Origin of the sequence: Pseudomonas sp. NPDC089996 (assembly GCF_044748405.1) — a bacterium.
Classification (GTDB): Bacteria; Pseudomonadota; Gammaproteobacteria; order Pseudomonadales; family Pseudomonadaceae; genus Aquipseudomonas.
In genome coordinates this window covers 44473-60655 of sequence record NZ_JBIVGA010000006.1, presented here as the reverse complement: position 1 = coordinate 60655, position 16183 = coordinate 44473, and the positions used below count along the sequence as shown (strand labels likewise).

Annotated in this window: 17 protein-coding genes; 6 read left to right on the top strand and 11 right to left on the bottom strand. The window is 64.1% G+C overall.

Translation table 11 applies throughout. The features are described from left to right. Positions 1-9: 9 nt before the first annotated feature. From ACIPW4_RS12185 to ACIPW4_RS12175, 3 genes are all read right to left on the bottom strand, one after another. Positions 10-987 carry a L,D-transpeptidase family protein gene (locus ACIPW4_RS12185; RefSeq protein ID WP_400658095.1) on the bottom strand — a complete coding sequence of 326 codons (978 nt, stop codon included), beginning with the start codon at positions 985-987 and terminating at the stop codon, positions 10-12. A gap of 131 nt (positions 988-1118) precedes the next feature. Next, positions 1119-1400: a hypothetical protein gene (locus ACIPW4_RS12180; RefSeq protein WP_027919636.1), complete on the bottom strand. Its 282-nt coding sequence runs from the start codon at positions 1398-1400 to the stop codon at positions 1119-1121. A gap of 58 nt (positions 1401-1458) precedes the next feature. Next, positions 1459-2064 carry an arylesterase gene (locus ACIPW4_RS12175; protein ID WP_400658093.1) on the bottom strand — a complete coding sequence of 202 codons (606 nt, stop codon included), beginning with the start codon at positions 2062-2064 and terminating at the stop codon, positions 1459-1461. Between the two features lie 10 nt (positions 2065-2074). Between ACIPW4_RS12175 and ACIPW4_RS12170 the strand changes: the two genes are divergently transcribed. Then, positions 2075-2758, top strand: coding sequence for an ABC transporter ATP-binding protein (locus ACIPW4_RS12170; RefSeq protein WP_400658091.1), 684 nt, complete (start codon positions 2075-2077; stop codon positions 2756-2758). After that, positions 2758-5265 carry an ABC transporter permease gene (locus ACIPW4_RS12165; RefSeq protein WP_400658090.1) on the top strand — a complete coding sequence of 836 codons (2508 nt, stop codon included), beginning with the start codon at positions 2758-2760 and terminating at the stop codon, positions 5263-5265. Before ACIPW4_RS12170 ends, ACIPW4_RS12165 begins: the two co-directional genes overlap by 1 nt. Positions 5266-5390: 125 nt before the next feature. Here ACIPW4_RS12165 and greB read toward each other — a convergent pair whose 3' ends face one another. The 3 genes from greB to ACIPW4_RS12150 form a co-directional block, all read right to left on the bottom strand. Beyond that, positions 5391-5864, bottom strand: a complete 474-nt coding sequence (gene greB / locus ACIPW4_RS12160) for a transcription elongation factor GreB (protein ID WP_400658088.1) — start codon at positions 5862-5864, stop codon at positions 5391-5393. Positions 5865-5875: 11 nt separating this feature from the next. Continuing rightward, a complete protein-coding gene (locus ACIPW4_RS12155; protein ID WP_400658086.1) occupies positions 5876-6184 on the bottom strand; it encodes a hypothetical protein in 309 nt (102 codons plus the stop codon). Between the two features lie 189 nt (positions 6185-6373). Continuing rightward, on the bottom strand, positions 6374-7780 hold the full coding sequence (locus ACIPW4_RS12150; protein WP_400658084.1) for a transglycosylase SLT domain-containing protein: 1407 nt from the start codon (positions 7778-7780) through the stop codon (positions 6374-6376). A 158-nt stretch (positions 7781-7938) separates the two neighbouring features. Here ACIPW4_RS12150 and ACIPW4_RS12145 point away from each other — a divergent pair, with 158 nt between their 5' ends. The 3 genes from ACIPW4_RS12145 (at position 7939) to ACIPW4_RS12135 (ending at position 10609) form a co-directional block, all read left to right on the top strand. Then, positions 7939-8736 carry a TatD family hydrolase gene (locus ACIPW4_RS12145; protein WP_400658082.1) on the top strand — a complete coding sequence of 266 codons (798 nt, stop codon included), beginning with the start codon at positions 7939-7941 and terminating at the stop codon, positions 8734-8736. A gap of 88 nt (positions 8737-8824) precedes the next feature. Next, positions 8825-10153 carry a methyl-accepting chemotaxis protein gene (locus ACIPW4_RS12140; protein ID WP_400658080.1) on the top strand — a complete coding sequence of 443 codons (1329 nt, stop codon included), beginning with the start codon at positions 8825-8827 and terminating at the stop codon, positions 10151-10153. 87 nt (positions 10154-10240) lie between these two features. Beyond that, positions 10241-10609, top strand: a complete 369-nt coding sequence (locus ACIPW4_RS12135; RefSeq protein ID WP_400658077.1) for an Mpo1-like protein — start codon at positions 10241-10243, stop codon at positions 10607-10609. Positions 10610-10630: 21 nt separating this feature from the next. Here the strand turns inward: ACIPW4_RS12135 and ACIPW4_RS12130 are convergent, their stop codons facing one another. From ACIPW4_RS12130 to ACIPW4_RS12120, 3 genes are all read right to left on the bottom strand, one after another. Next, positions 10631-11428, bottom strand: a complete 798-nt coding sequence (locus tag ACIPW4_RS12130; protein WP_400658075.1) for an acyl-CoA thioesterase — start codon at positions 11426-11428, stop codon at positions 10631-10633. Between the two features lie 75 nt (positions 11429-11503). Beyond that, positions 11504-12283 carry a CHAD domain-containing protein gene (locus ACIPW4_RS12125; protein WP_400658072.1) on the bottom strand — a complete coding sequence of 260 codons (780 nt, stop codon included), beginning with the start codon at positions 12281-12283 and terminating at the stop codon, positions 11504-11506. Between the two features lie 14 nt (positions 12284-12297). Beyond that, positions 12298-12576: a hypothetical protein gene (locus ACIPW4_RS12120; RefSeq protein ID WP_400658069.1), complete on the bottom strand. Its 279-nt coding sequence runs from the start codon at positions 12574-12576 to the stop codon at positions 12298-12300. Positions 12577-12729: 153 nt separating this feature from the next. Between ACIPW4_RS12120 and ACIPW4_RS12115 the strand changes: the two genes are divergently transcribed. Beyond that, positions 12730-13770, top strand: a complete 1041-nt coding sequence (locus tag ACIPW4_RS12115; RefSeq protein WP_400658067.1) for a patatin-like phospholipase family protein — start codon at positions 12730-12732, stop codon at positions 13768-13770. A gap of 83 nt (positions 13771-13853) precedes the next feature. On the opposite strand, the gene ACIPW4_RS12110 is transcribed toward ACIPW4_RS12115, so the two are convergent. Together ACIPW4_RS12110 and hupB are read right to left on the bottom strand one after the other, a co-directional pair. Continuing rightward, entirely contained in the window at positions 13854-15725 is a 1872-nt protein-coding gene (locus tag ACIPW4_RS12110; RefSeq protein WP_400658064.1) for a SurA N-terminal domain-containing protein, read from the bottom strand. 183 nt (positions 15726-15908) lie between these two features. Beyond that, positions 15909-16181: a nucleoid-associated protein HU-beta gene (gene hupB / locus ACIPW4_RS12105; RefSeq protein ID WP_060507983.1), complete on the bottom strand. Its 273-nt coding sequence runs from the start codon at positions 16179-16181 to the stop codon at positions 15909-15911. Between the last annotated feature and the right edge of the window lie 2 nt (positions 16182-16183).

Genomic DNA, 16183 nt, shown 5'->3' with positions numbered 1-16183 from the left:
GCTAAAACGTTACTGCAGTTCGGGCGGGATGCTCGTGACCATTGGCGCAACACCCTGGTTATTGGTAGGTACGGCGATCTCCACTGGCATACCGTCTTCCGCGGCAACCACGTCACGCACCATGTCCCAGTTCATGCGCAGGTTGTTGGCCAGGTCTTCACGCTTGAGCAAGGCGTTGATGACCGCCGTGTGCTTGTCGACCACGGAAGGGTTGCCGTTATCATCCAGCGGCGTATGCGCCTCCAGGTAAACCTTGCCACCACTGATGCCGAACTTGTAAGGCTCGTTGATGATGCGCACCGGCGTACCTACCGGGACCATCTTCGACAACTCCAGCACGTTATTGTTGAGCATGCGGAAGCAACCATGGCTGGTGCGCATGCCGATACCGAACTTCTTGTTCGAACCGTGGATCAGGTAGCCCGGCACGCCCAGCGTGAACTTGAACGGCCCAAGCGGGTTGTCGGGGCCGGCAGGCACGACAGTCGGCAGGATGTCACCGTCTGCGGCATGCTCGGCACGAATCGAGGCTGGAGGCGTCCAGGTCGGGTTCGGCGTCTTCGCCGTGATCCGGGTATTGGCAACGGGCGAACCCCAGCCCTCGCGACCAATCCCAAGCGGGAAGGTGTGCACGACATTCTGCCCTTTCGGGAAGTAGTAAAGGCGATACTCAGCCAGGTTGATGACGATACCTTCACGCGGCCCCGGCGGCAGGATGTAGCGGGTCGGCAGGATGATCTCGGTGCCGGCGCCCGGCAGCCACGGGTCGACCCCCGGGTTGGCGGCGATCATTTCCAGATAGCCGAGGTCATTGGCGGTGCCGATGTCGGCAAAGGTGTCTTCGTACTTGGCCTTGATCGTCTGGACCTGGCCAACGACGTCTTCACCGGGTGGTGGCAGTGGCAGTTCCAGCGCAACAGCGGGACCCGCTACCAGCAGGGCGGCCAGGGACAGGCAACGGGTGACGGCGGGAAAGCGCGGCAACATCCGGTAAATCCTTCGAAAGGTGGTCAAGAGGCACGATTGTACACCCGCCTCGCTGCAAGCGGGAGGCATTGGCGCTTTACAAGCATTTCAGATGATGAAAGGTGCGCGCAGTCGCGCGGCAGACATTCATCTCAGAGCTCGGGCCAGACCGGCCGCATGCCGCGGCGCTGGGCATCGAGGATCGCCCGGCACAGGTCGCACAGGCGGCCATCACGGTAGATGCTGCGGGGCACACCGGACCAGCGCGGCTGCGCAGGCAGCAGGCCGCCGCACAAGGTGCGGTCGACCGGCACGCCGAGTTCGAGTTGGCGGGCCACGAGGTGGACGCGGATTTCCTGGCAAGCGAACAGGTCGAGCTGCTCATCGGGCTCGATCAGTTGGTAGGCAAACAAGGACCAGGCAGGGCGCGGCATCGGGGGCTCTCGAAACGGGGGGCGCAACATTAGCCGAAAGCCGCCCCCGTTTAAAGCGTCACAACAAGGGTTTTATCGCCGGCCAGGCATTTTCCAGCAAACGCTGCTGGGCGCCCTGTGCCGGATGAATGCCGTCGGCCTGCATCATGTCTGGCACGCCACCAACCCCTTCGAGGAAAAACGGCACCAACGCCACCTGTTTTTCCGTCGCCAGCTGTTCATAGACGTTGGCGAAGGCCGTGGTGTAGCGCACGCCATAGTTCGGCGGCAGGCGCATGCCCAGCAGCAGCACTTTTGCCCCTGCCTTGCGGGCACTCTCGATCATCGAGGCAAGATTTTGTTGCAATTGCTGCGGAGGCTGCCCGCGCAACCCGTCGTTGCCCCCAAGTTCCAGCACCACCAGGCTCGGCTTGTGCGCTGCAAGCAGCGCCGGCAGCCGCGCCTGGCCGCCTGCACTGGTGTCGCCACTGATCGACGCATTGACCACCTGATCGTCGAAACCTTCGTCCTTGAGCCGGGTCTGCAACAAAGAGACCCACCCCTGGCGGGTATCCAGGCCAAAACCGGCGCTGATACTATCGCCGACAACCAGCAATGTTCCCGCCGCCGCGCTCTGGGCCAGGCAATACAGGGCCAGACCGGCACTCAACCACCACACTCGCATCGGATTCTCCATGGGCCCCAGCATTCTCGTTGCGCAGAACCTTAGCAAAGTGGTCCCCAGCGCGGAAGGTGACCTTGCCATCCTTCACGCCCTTTCCCTCGAACTCGCCCAGGGCGACAGCCTGGCCATCGTCGGGGCCTCGGGTTCGGGCAAGTCGACCCTGCTCGGCCTGCTCGCGGGCCTCGACCGCCCGAGCGCCGGCCAGGTCATCCTCGCCGGGCACAACCTTGGCCCGCTGGATGAAGACCAGCGCGCCAGGGTGCGTGCCGAGCATGTCGGTTTCGTCTTTCAGTCGTTCCAGCTGCTCGACAGCCTCAACGCCCTGGAGAACGTGATGCTGCCCCTGGAACTGGACGGTCGGCGCGACGCCCGCGAACACGCCCGCACCCTGCTCGAGCGGGTCGGCCTGGGCAAGCGCCTGACCCATACACCTCGGCAGCTTTCCGGTGGCGAACAGCAACGGGTAGCCATCGCCCGCGCTTTCGCCGCCCAACCGTCAGTGCTGTTTGCCGACGAGCCCACCGGCAACCTCGACAGCCACACCGGTGAGCGCATCAGCGACCTGCTGTTCGAACTGAACAAGGAACGCGGCACCACCCTGGTGCTGGTCACCCATGACGAGCGACTGGCCCGGCGCTGCCGGCGGCAGATCCGCCTGGAAGCAGGCCGCCTGGTGGCGCCGGTGGAGGCTTGATGAAGCACATGCCGCTGTCCCGCCTGTGCGGCCTGGCGCTGCGCCAGTTGTTGCGCGACATCCGCGCCAGCGAGGTGCGCGTTTTGTTCTTCGCCCTGCTGGTGGCAGTCGCCACCAGTACCGCTATCGGCTACTTCGGCGCCCGCCTGAATGGCGCGATGCAGCTGCGCGCCAGCGAGTTCCTCGGTGCTGACCTGGTGTTGCAAGGCAGCGCACCGGCCCGTGACGAACAGATCAGCGCCGGCAAGGCGCTGGGCCTGCGGCATGCCCAGCTGGTGGAGTTCACCAGCGTGGTGGGCGGCGATGCCGGCATCCAGCTTTCCAGCATCAAGGCAGCCGACGAGGCCTACCCGTTGCGCGGCCAGGTGCGCAGCGCCGCCGCCCCTTATGCCGAAGAAACCCCAGGTGGCGGCCCGGCCCCCGGAGAGGCCTGGGTCGAACCGCGCCTGCTCGCGGCCCTGGGGCTGAAAGTCGGCGACAGCGTCGACGTCGGCATGAAGACCTTGCGGATAAGCCGCGTACTGACCTACGAACCGGACCGCGCCAACAACTTCTACAGCCTGACGCCGCGGCTGATGATGAACCTGGCCGACCTCCAGGCCACAGCCGTCGTCCAGCCTGGCAGCCGGGTCACCTACCGCGACCTCTGGCGTGGCGATTCCGAACCCCTCGCGCAGTACCGCCAGGTCGTGGAAAAGGATTTGGCCGCCAGCCAGCGCCTGCGCGACACCCGCGATGGCAATCGACAGATCGGCGGGGCCCTGGGCAAAGCCGAGCGCTACCTGAACATGGCCAGCCTGGTGGCAGTGCTGCTGGCAGGTGTGGCCGTGGCGCTGTCGGCCAGCCGGTACGCGGCACGCCGCCTGGATGCCAGCGCCTTGCTGCGCTGCCTGGGGCTGTCGCGGCGCCAGGCGCTAGGGTTGTATTGCCTGCAACTGGCGATGCTCGGCCTGGTCGCCGCCCTGGCTGGCGCGCTGCTCGGCTGGCTGGCACAACTGGGCCTGTTCGGCCTGCTGCATGGGCTGCTACCCAGTGCAGTGCCGGCCGGGGGCCTGGTTCCGGCCCTGGCCGGCATCGCCACCGGGCTGGTGGCCCTGGCCGGTTTTGCCTTGCCGCCGCTCGCCGCGCTTGGCCAGGTGCCACCGTTGCGCGTACTGCGGCGCGACCTGCTGCCCGTGCCACCGAGCAGCTGGCTGGTGTACGGCGCCGCTCTGCTCGCCCTGGGCCTGATCATGTGGCGCCTGAGCCTTGATCTGCTGCTGACCTTCGCCCTGCTCGGCGGCGGCCTGATCGCCGCTTTGCTGCTGGGCGGCCTGCTGTTGCTCGGCCTGCAAAGCCTGCGCAAGGCGCTCGCCGGTGCACCACTGACCTGGCGCCTGGGCCTTGGCCAATTGCTGCGCCACCCGATGGCGGCAGCCGGGCAGGCACTGGCATTCGGCCTGATCCTGCTGGCCATGGCCCTGGTCGCACTGCTGCGGGCTGAGCTGCTCAACACCTGGCAGGCACAACTGCCCAAGGACGCGCCCAACCACTTCGCCCTGAACATCCTGCCCGCTGACCGCGAGCCGTTCGCCCAGCGCCTGCACGAGGTGAATGCCAACTCGGCCCCTCTGTACCCGGTGACGCCGGGCCGGCTGATTCAGATCAACGACCAACCGGTGCAGCAGATCGTCAGCAAGGACTCGGCCGGCGAGCGGGCGGTGCAACGCGACCTCAGCCTGACCTGGGCGGCCGACCTGCCAGAGGGCAATACCCTGGACACGGGCAACTGGTGGCAGGCATTGCCTGCTGGCGATGAAACCCCTGGCGTGTCGGTCGAGGCCGAGCTGGCTGCCAGCCTCAAACTGCAACTGGGTGACCTGCTGACCTTCGACATCGGCGGCGAGCAACGCCAGGCGCGGGTCAGCAGCCTGCGCAGCGTGCACTGGGACAGCTTTCAGCCTAACTTCTACATGATCTTCCAGCCGGGTACCCTGCAGGGGTTGCCGACCACCTACCTGACCAGCTTCTACCTGGCCCCCGGCCATGATCTGGACGTGGTCGCACTGTCGCGGACGTTCCCGGCGGTGACCATTCTTCAGGTCGATGCCTTGCTGGAACAGCTGCGCAGCATCCTCGCCCAGGTCACCCTGGCAGTCGAGTATGTCTTGCTGTTCGTGCTGGCGGCGGGGCTTGCAGTGTTGTTTGCCGGCTTGCAGGCGACCCTTGATGAGCGGATTCGCCAGGGCGCCCTGCTGCGCGCCCTGGGGGCCGCGCGCCCTCTGCTGGTTAGAGCGCGGCGGATCGAGTTCGGTTTGCTGGGGGCGGCCAGCGGCGCTTTGGCGGCACTGGGGTGCGAGTTGATCACCCTGGTTCTGTATCGCTACGCCTTCGACCTGCAGTGGAGCCCGCATCCGTGGTTGCTGGTGTTGCCAGTGGCCGGGGCGCTGCTGGTAGGTGGGGCTGGGGTACTGGGAACTCGACGGGCCCTGAATGCCAGCCCGCTGACAGTGCTGCGGGAAAGTTGATATCGACTGTACCGGCCTCTTCGCGGGTAAACCCGCTCCCACAGGTACATCGCCAGCTTCAAAATTTGTGCAATCCCTGTGGGAGCGGGTTTACCCGCGAAGAGGCCGGTACAGGCAGTACTGATTCATAGCCCGTAACGAATGCTGTTCACATACCAGGTCGCCTGACCGGTCGGCGTATTCACCACCACCTCATCGCCCTCCTGCTTCTTCAACAGGGCTCGAGCCATGGGCGAATCGATCGAGATGTAATCGTTGCGGCCATAAATCTCGTCATACCCGACAATGCGAAATTTCATCGTCTCGCCGTCATCGTTCTCGATCTCGACCCAGGCGCCGAAGAACACCTTGCCTTCCTGCTCCGGCGAATAGGCGACCACCTTCACGTCCTCGAGGCGCTTGCGCAGATAGCGGACCCGGCGGTCGATCTCGCGCAACAGCTTCTTGTTGTACTGGTAGTCGGCGTTCTCGCTGCGATCGCCGAGCGAAGCGGCCCAGGTCACTTTCTGGGTGATTTCCGGGCGATACACCCGCCACAGATGGTCCAGCTCCTGCTTCAGGGCCTCGTGACCTTCCGTGGTGATGATATTGGTGCTCAACGGCGCGCTCCTCAGCGTCGGGTAATCAGTCCCTGGCGCGCAATGCGGGTAAGCTGGCCAATGACTTCTGCTGCGTCTTCGCGAACCGGCGCCTGGATCACCGCCAGGTCGAAGCGGTCGTTGCCGAACTGCTCCAGGCGGCAAGCATCTTCGGCGAACTGGATGAGGAACGCGCGAGCCTGCCCCTTGCGGCGCGACAAGCCTTCAAGATGACGCAAGAGCGTGGGCTGATGCTGGCCACCGAGCAGGATGCGCGGTGTGCGGGACGCCTGGCTGGCAGGCAATGGGCTCAAACAGACACTGGTACGTGGGCAACTCATGGAGTTTCTCTCCGCCTCGCGAAACCCGCTGGGCAGCGGTGGGAGGCGTCACCGAACCAGCGCTTTAGCGGTATTTCGGATGACCCGCAGAGGGGGCTATCCCGCGCCCCGCAAGTAGCTGTTTAAATCGGCGCAGGCGGTATCCTAGAGCCTGAAGCGGCAAGCTGCAAGTGGACCTTCATGGATTTGTCAGCGACTGACTACGCGCTCCAGCGCCGTGCGCTCGCGGTTGAACGCCAGGAAGTACTTGTTGACACTGTTGACGAAGTTGACTGGCCCCATGCCCACCTGCTCCATGGCGATGCGCTCGGTCTGGAAGAACCACTGGTTACCATTGAGGCCACGCTTGCGAGCCTCGGCGCGCATGGCCTGCACCCGTTCCGGGCCAAGGTTGTAGGCCGCCAGCACAAACGCCATGCGCTCGCGCTCGTTGATCTGCGGGCTGGCAAAGAACTTGCGGCGGATCAGCGCCAGGTAACGCGCGCTGGCCTGGACATTGCCATCGACCGAGCCGGTGTCACTGACTCCCACCCGTTGTGCAGCCGACGGGGTGATCTGCATCAGGCCATGTGCCCCGCCGCTACCGCGCGCCGCAGGGTTCAGGGTCGACTCCTTGAAGGCCAGGGCCGCCAGGTTCAGCCAGTCGATCTGCTGTGCCTGGCCATGTTTCTGCAACACCGGGCGCAAGGCATTCAGGCGTTGCCGGTCCTTGCGCGCCAGCGGGTTGTGCACCCGGTACTGGCGCCGGTAGATGCGTTCGAAGGCCGCGTCCTGGTTTTCCGGGGCACGATATCCCTGGAGAAAGCGATCCACCGTGGCCAGCAGCATCGTCGCGTCACGCCCCACATACCAACGCATGGCCTGCGCCTGGCCTAGCTGTACCCGGGTGTCCAGGCGCAGTTTCGGCATGACCCTGGCCCAGCGCTGGGCGATCGGGCGCTCCACCATGGTCAACGGATAGATGCCGGCCTGCACCATCTCCAGCACATCTTCCACCGCCAAGGTCGAATCGACCCATTCGATCTTGATCGGAGCCCGCTTGCGCAGCGCCAGTTGCTGGTTGATCTGCTGGATCACCGCCCCTGCCGCGCTGGCGCTGGTCAATGCTACCGTTCGCCCGGACAGCTGCTCGGCACGGGTATAGCTGCGCTCGCCCTTGCGCCCGACCAGCAGCAGCGGCACCTGGTCCACTACCGGCGCACTGCTGTTGACTCCACCTGTCAGCGCCGGGTCGAGCAACTCGCCCGGCGCGGCCAGGTCACCCTCACCGCGCTGCAGGGCGCCCAGCAATTGCTCCTTGGCTCGCGGAATGATCTTCAGGCGAATCTGCTGGCCATCGCCGGCCCGGGCATTGAGATAATGCTCGAGCCCGCGCAGACGGTAATACTCGATACCTACCGGCTCGCCCTTGATCTCGCCCGAGCTGTTGCGGCTCTGGTTGACCAGCACCCGCAGCACCTTGCTGCTGCGGATCTGCTGCAGGTCGCGGGCCTTGTTCGCCGGCACGTTCTGCTGCGGCCCCTGCAGGCGTGCGTAGGCCGGGCCGACGGTGGTCAGGCCGAACATCAGCAACAGGGTCAGCAGGTATCGCAGCATGCGAAATCGGGTCCGTGGTCGGTGGGCGGCAGCCATGGTGATAGGCGCGGTCTTGAGAAATGACGGCAAAAGACCACGGCAAACGCCTGAAGTTCTTGGTTTTTTCCGAATAACACGCTTTTTGCTATGCTGGCCGCCCCGCGGCACGAGGTAGCACCATGCAACTGATCGATATCGGCGTCAACCTGACCAACAGCAGTTTCCATGACCAGCAGGCCGCCATCGTCGAGCGCGCCATCGAGGCTGGCGTGGTGCAGATGGTCCTCACAGGCACCAGCCTGGAAGTCAGCGAACAAGCGCTGGAACTGTGCCAGCAGCTTGATGGCGACGGCCAGCACCTGTTCGCCACTGCCGGCGTCCACCCGCACGATGCCAAGTCATGGGACGCCAACAGCGAGCGGCAACTGCGCCAGCTGCTGAGTGACGCACGGGTACGCGCCGTAGGGGAATGCGGGCTGGATTTCAACCGTGACTTCTCCCCTCGCCCGCTGCAGGAAAAAGCCCTGGAAGCCCAGCTGACCCTCGCGGCCGAGCTGCGCCTGCCGGTGTTCCTGCACGAGCGCGATGCCAGCGAACGCCTGCTGGCCATCCTCAAAGAGTACCGCGACCACTTGCCCGCCGCCGTGGTGCATTGCTTTACCGGTGAGCGCGAAGCCTTGTTCGCCTACCTGGACATGGACCTGCACATCGGCATCACTGGCTGGATCTGTGATGAGCGACGCGGCACGCACCTGCACCCATTGGTGGGCAACATTGCCGAGGGCCGGCTGATGCTGGAGAGCGATGCGCCGTATCTGTTGCCCCGCAGCCTGCGACCCAAGCCCAGGAACGGGCGCAACGAGCCGGCGTTCCTGCCCGAGGTGCTGCGCGAAGTGGCGCTGCATCGCAACGAGAGCATGGAGCACTGCGCCCTTCACACCCGCACCACGGCCAAGGCCTTCTTTCAGCTTCCTTGACGCATGTCATGACCGCTTCTCGAGTGAGTGGGCACAATGATGGCACCTTGCCAATAATGTTTCCGCTCAACTCAGAGAAGACCTGCCCATGGGTGCCTGGCTTAGCAATATTTCCCTGAAGTACAAATTCTGGGCCGTCAACGCGGTGGCCTTTGTCACGACCTTGCTGCTGGTGCTTTACGCCGTGCACCTGGAGCACCGCGCCCGCGCCGATGCCGCCCAGGCCCAGGCGCAAGCCCAGGCCGAACTGTTGGCGGCCTGGCCCGCCGGGCTGCCCCTGCCGAGCCAGGTCAACCTGATCACCCGGCAACCCGACCAGACCCCGACCTACCGCCAGGTGTTCGTCGAACGCTTCGGCAATTACGCCCTCTGTGTGTTGATCCTGATGCTGGCGATGCTCGGCGCCTCGCAGTTGCTGATCCGCTTCCTGCTCAGTCAGCTCAACACCCTCAAGGACGTGATGCTGCACGTGGAGAAGACCGGCGACCTGTCGGCCCGCGTCCCTCTGGCCTGCGGCGACGAGGTCGGCCAGATGGCCGCTGCCTTCAACGCCATGCAGGCCACCTACCACCGCGTGGTCAGCACCGTCGCCGACACCGCCGCGCAGCTGGACGCCGGAGCCGTGCGCCTGGCCGTGAGCATGAACGAAGTGCGCCATGGCATGCTCGGCCAGCAGAGCGAGACCGACCAGGCTGCCACGGCGATCAACGAAATGTCCGCCACCGTGCACCACATTGCCCAGCACGCCGGCGCCACGCGAGACTTGTCGCAGACCGCCGACACCCTCGCCGGCAGCGGCAAGGAAGTGGTCAGCCGCGTGCAGGATTCGATTTCCGGGCTCTCCACCGGGGTACAGCAAACCGCCGAAATGATTCGTCAGCTCGCCGACGACAGCCAGAAGATCAACAGCGTGGTCGGGGTCATTCACAGCATTGCCGAGCAGACCAACCTGCTGGCACTCAACGCCGCCATCGAAGCCGCCCGTGCGGGCGATCTGGGCCGTGGCTTTGCCGTGGTTGCCGACGAAGTACGCAACCTGGCCAAGCGAGTGCAGGCTTCCACCGATGAAATCACCCGCATGGTCGCCGACTTGCAAGCCGGCACCCGTGACGCCGTTGAGTTCATGCAGGAGAGTTCTTTCAAGGCCGACGACTGTGTGCGCCAGGCCCAGGAGGCCGGTGCGGCGCTGGCCGAAATCACCGGCGCAGTCGCGCAGATGCGCGAGAGCAACACGCAGATTGCCGTCGCCGCCGAGCAGCAAAGCCAGGTGGCCGAAGACATGAACCGCGCGGTGGTGAGCATCCGCGATGTCACCGAACAGACCGTGCAGCAGACCGTCGGCTCGGCCACCACCAGTACCCAGTTGGCGACCCTGGCCAGCGAGCTGAGCAAGGCCATTGGCCAACTCAAGCTATAGTCGCCATAGCCAGCCTCGATTGGCCCCGCACCCGGGGCCGCACTAAGCTTTGGGCATGCTTGCGACAAACAGCGCGAGGAACCGCCCATGAACAAACGACTGCCCAACCTGCACGCCTGGCAATGGCGTGGCTACCACCACAATCACCGGCACCCGACCAACCTGGTGCTGCACCTGATTGCCGTGCCGCTGTTCATCCTCGGCGCCCTGCTGGTGCTGTCAGGCCTGTTCGCCCTGGACCTTGGCCAGATCGCCGTCGGCATCATTGCCTTGATCGCCGGCTTGGGCCTGCAACGCCACGGGCATCGCCTGGAAGCCGAGCAGCCCGAACCGTTCGCTAACCGCAAGGACGCGGTGCAGCGGCTACTGACCGAGCAGTTCATCACCTTCCCGCGTTTCGTTCTCAGCGGTGCCTGGTGGAAGGCCTGGCGCGAGCGCCATAAGCACCGCCACTAAAGGTCAACGCTGCAGCAGCGCTCAGGCAAACACGGTGACAGTCTGGCGGCTCAGCGCCAGCAGTTCGCCTTCTGCCGTCCACAGCGCTGCCGACGCATGCCCATAACCATCACGGGCATGTTCGGTCTCGACAAGATAACGGCACCAGTCCAGCGTCGACAGCTTCGCTGTCGGCTGGATGAATTCGATGGTCCAGGTCAACGTACTGCCCGCTGCGGGCTGCTTGAGGAACGGCATCAGGCTCGGCGGCCAGGCGTCCACCAGCGCCAGCAGGTGCGCCTCGCTGACCTGCTCTTCGGCCACGTCACGCAAGCGCACCCAGCCGCCCATGTGCCGTGACGGGTTGCCACTGAACGGCAGGCCGCCCACCGCCCAGCGCAGAGCGACGTGGCGCATGAATTCCGGGGTAACCCCCTTGATGTAGGGCAGTTCCGGTGCCGCCTGTTCGAGCGGTTTCATCTCCACAGCCGGTGCCGCCGCGACATCCACTGCCGATGGCCGACCTGCACCGAAACTCCCCTGCACCAGCGTCACCACCTGGCCATCCTGAATGGCCCGCCCCAACAGCGTACTGACCGCTTTGCCCTCACGCAGCACCTCGACCTCGAAACGAATGGGCACATCCGCCGCAGCCGGGCCGACAAAGCTGATGGCCAGCGAGCGCACCGGGCGATCATCGGAAAGCTTCAGGCGCATGCATTCATGAACCATGGCCGCCATCAGGCCACCGAATACAGCGCGCCCCTGGGCCCAGCTGGGCGGAATGCTGACCGCATCAGGACTTTGCCGCACAGCGTCTAGCAGTTGGTTGAAATTCATCGAACGGCTCCTGCCCACAACGAAAGGTCTGCCAATACTAGCCAGCAAACCTCTGCCGATCAGCCCGCATATCGGTCATTTGCCGGGCTCGCGACGCTTGAGCGCCGCCTGCAGCGCGTCCAGGGTGATATCGGACTTGCGCTCGGTTTCGTGCAGCTCTCGCTCCCAGTCGACCTTGCAGGGAGTCAGGTCCGGGTGCTGCTTTTCCTGCAATAACCATTGCAGGCGGTCGTGCCAGCTGCCGAGGTCGCCCTGGGCCTTCTTCAACAGACGCTGCAGTTTCTTGCCGGCATGAACGAGCTGGGGGTAGGCCTCGTCGCCGTAGCGCGCCCGCTTGATCAGTAGGCGCAGACGATGGCGATCGTGGTCAGGGTCCTGCAGGGCCTTGCGCAGCTTGTGCCACTGCTTGACCAGGCGCTTGTCGACACGCTTGTCCAGCGACTCGATCAACCCTTCACGATCAGCGGCGCGCAAGAACAGCGGGAACGCATCGATGATGGTCAGCACCCGGTTCAGTTGTGGGCTGCCGGCAACGCTGGCAAACGTGCGGTCACGCCCTGCCTGGCGCCGCTGCCCGGCCTCGGGCAAACCGCGCCCGATCAGCTCGGCCGCCAGCACTTCCCGATCCCGCAGCGGCGTGGTCAGGGTACCCAGGGACTTGGCTGCCTCCTCCAACTGCTCTACCCCCGGCAACCCTCTTAACGGCCGCAACAGGCTGCGCAAGCGCCGCAGGCTGGTGCGCAGATCATGCAGGGCCTCACTGTCGGTATCGGCAGCCAGGCGCTCACGGCACGCCAGCAGGCGTATCTGCAAGGCCAGGGTCTGGGCAACGACATGATCGAGCATGGTGGACATGTGACGCTCCTTGGTCAGCGCCCGGCGCGCGATTCACGAATGTAGAAGCGGGCCTTTTCGGCTTTGTTGGTGCAGCTCTCGTAGCCTTCGAACTGCTGCTGGGTCTTGGCGCCGGTCAACAGCGACAACGCCTTGGAGTAGCTCACCGCGCCGGCAAAACCTTCCGCCTTGGCCAGGTCGAGTTCCTTCCAGGCCGCATCCAGTTGTGTCGCGCAGCTCTGCCGATAGGCCGTCTTGCCCGCGCAACCGGCCAGGGCAAGGGCAATCAGGGGAAGGCAGATCCAGGCTTTCATCAATGTGACCTCAGCGATTGTAATAAAGTGGCTGTTCGACGCCCGGGCGGTTGAAAAGTGCCGCGCCCGTCAGGCTTTGCCTAGAGTGTTTATTGAAGCACAGGCAACGCTCGGTGCATTGTAGGACCATGGTTGCAAAACTGGGGAGCGCTCATGAGCAAACGCGTGGCATTGGTGTTGGGATCGGGAGGCGCTCGTGGCTATGCCCATATCGGCGTGATCGAGGAAATCGAGCGGCGCGGCTACGACATCGCCTGCATCGCCGGCTGCTCCATGGGCGCGGTGATTGGCGGTATTTACGCGGCAGGCAAACTCGAACAATACCGTAACTGGATCGAAAGCCTGGACTACCTGGATGTGCTGCGCCTGGTCGACGTCAGCTTCCGCCTCGGTGCAATCCGCGGCGACAAGGTGTTCGGCCAGATTCGCAAGATCGTCGGCGACATGAACATCGAACAGTTGCGCATCCCATACACGGCGGTCGCGACCGACCTTACCAACCAGCAGGAAATCTGGTTCCAGGAAGGCTGCCTGCACCAGGCCATGCGTGCTTCGGCGGCGATTCCGAGCCTGTTCACACCGGTCGTGCAGGGCAACCGGATGCTGGTCGACGGCGGCATACTCAACCCGCTGCCGATCGTACCCGTGGTGTCCAGCCACTGTGACCTGATCATCGCGGTCAACCTCAACGCCACCAACCAGAAGCAGTACCAGCTGCCGGTGATCGAACGGCCAGCAGCCTTCAGGATGCGCTTCGACGCCCTGCTCAGCTCACTCGGCTCACGCCTGCCATTTCGGCGCAAGCCTGCCGAAGAACTGATTCGCATCGAGCAGGAAATCGTCGCCGAAGGGTTGGCACCGCCCAATCCGTGGTTGGCCGACACGGCCGACCCCGAGTCCCAGCAACCCGCTGCGGCGCCCGAGCGTGAAGGCGCACCCAAGTCGGCAACCGGCTCGTTCATCATCGACAACGTCGGGCCGGCCTCGCTGCTCGACCTGATCAACCAGAGCTTCGAGGTGATGCAGACGTCACTGGCGCAGTACAAGATTGCCGGGTATCCGCCGGATGTGCTGATCAACGTGCCCAAGCGGGTGTGCCGGTTCTTCGAGTTCTACAAAGCGCCGGAACTGATCGCGCTGGGGCGGGAGATTGCGCGGGATACGCTGGATAACTATGAGGGAGTGAAGCGCTAGCCTGTGCCCGCGAAAGGGCCGGCACAGGCGGCATAAATGAAACAGGCCGCATTGAGCGGCCTGTTTCGTCATGCATTCATCACTCAGTAGCGAGTGATGTCGGCAGTGCCTTCCAGCTGCTTGCGGTAGGCCGCAAAGTCCTGCTGGCCAGCACGCGATGCGAGGTAGCGGCGGATCTGCTGCTTCTCGTCATCACTGGCGGCGGCGCCTTCATTGACGCCCTTGAGCTGCAGCACGACCAGGCTGCCGTCAGCCAGGACCACACTGCCGTAGACCGGCTTGTCCTTGGCTTGCGGCTTGACCAGGCGGAACAGCGCCTGCAGCTCGGCCGGATCGATACCGTCCTGACCACGGCTCACGGCCTCGTGCGCCTTCCACTCCTGACCGTCGTGAGCACCAGCAGCCGCGATGGAACCGTCACGCAGGCCGGCAATCAGCTTGTCCGCCTTGGTCTTGAGTTCGGCAGTCGCCTTCTCCTTGGCCAGGTGCTCGCTGATGTTCGTGGCCACGGTTTCCAGCGGCAGTTGCTCCGGCTTGCGGTGCTCCTTGACGCGCAGCACCACGGTGGTTTCCGGGTCGAGCTCGATGGCGGTGCTGTTGGCGCCTTCATCCATCACCTCTTCGGAGAACGCGGCCTGGATCACGCCACGGTTGGCGGTGATGCCCTCGCCGCCTTCGCGACCGAACGGAGCGGAGGTGTGCACCTTGAGGTTCAGATCCTGGGCCGGCTGGGCCAGGTCGGAAGCTTCATAGGCAGCATCCTGCAGCTGCTTGCTGGCATCGACGTAACGCTGCTCGACCAGAGGGGTCTTGAGGTCGCGAGTCAGCTTGTCCTTCAGGCTGGCGAAGCTCGGCACTTCCGGCGCCTGCTTGCCCAGCAGCTTGATCAGGTGGTAACCGAACTCGGTACGCACCGGAGCCGATACCTGGCCGTCGTTGAGCTTGTACAGGGCGTCTTCGAAGGCCGGGTCGTACACGCCCGGGCCTGCGAAGCCGAGGTCGCCGCCATTGCTGGCAGAACCTGGGTCCTGGGAGTACTCCTTGGCCAGCCTGGAGAAGTCTTCACCCTTGGCCAGGCGTTGCTCGACCTCTTCGGCCTTGGCCTTGGCCTGGGCGTCGGTGACCTTGTCGTTGACCTCGATGAGGATATGCGCGGCATGGCGCTGCTCGGCGAGGTTGGCGACTTCCTTCTCGTACTGGGCCTTGAGCTCGTCGTCGGTGACCTTGACCTGGTCGAAGAATGCCGACTTTTTCAGCTCGATGTAGTCGATGACCACCTGATCGGGGGTCATGAACTCCTTGGCGTGCTGCTCGTAATGCGCCTTGACCTCGTCATCGCTGACCTTGACCACAGCCGGGTTGGCCTTGAAGGTCAGGGAAGCGAAATCGCGGGTCTGGTTTTCCAGGCGGGCAAAGGCGTCGACCTGCTGGTCGGTGACGAAGCTGCTGCCGGCAATGCCGGTACGCAGCTGGCCGATCAGCATTTCTTCGGCGAGCATGTCGCGGAATTGCATGCGGCCATAGCCCATCTGGCGGATGACCTGGTCGAAACGGTCGGCGCTGAACTTGCCATCGACCTGGAACTCCGGCGTCTGCAGGATCACTTGATCCAGCGCGGCTTCGGAGAAGGCGAACTTGGCGTCTTCGGCACCCTGCAGCAGCAGGTTGCGATCGATCAGGCCCTTGAGCGCAGAGTCGCGCAGCAGTTTTTCATCCAGCAATGCCGGGTCGAAATCCTTGCCAAGCTGTTGCATCAGCTGGCGACGCTGCATGTCGGTGGCCTGGCTCAGCTCATTCTGGCTGATGGTGTGGCCATTCACCTTGGCCGCGTCCTGGCTGTGGGTAGCGGCCTGAAAAATGGCTTCGAAGCCGGTCAACGCCATCAACATGACGATAAGGCCGATGATGGTCTTGGCAATCCAACCTTGTGAATTGTCCCTGATATTTTGCAGCATGCGTCCCCCAGAAACGGCTGTACCACTGCGTCGACAACCGCGGAGCGTGGGTAGAATCCTGATAAAAGAAAGGCGCATCCGAGGATGCGCCTTTTCTTAGCAAACGTGTCAGGCGGGAACGTTTGCGGCCCGCCATCAGCGTGCTCGGACCTGGCCAGGCCCGGTCCGGCTGAAAGAGACGACTTAGTTGACGGCGTCTTTCAGGCCTTTGCCAGCCTTGAAGCCTGGAACCTTGGCGGCTGCGATTTTGATTGCCTTGCCGGTTTGCGGGTTGCGGCCGGTGCGCTCGGCACGCTCTTTGACCGAGAAGGTACCGAAGCCAACCAGAACGACGTCGTCGCCTTGTTTCAGGGCGCCAGTTACGGAGTCGATCACGGCATCCAGAGCTTTGCCGGCGGCAGCCTTGGAAATGTCAGCCGATACAGCGATAGCGTCAATCAGTTCCGACTTGTTCACTC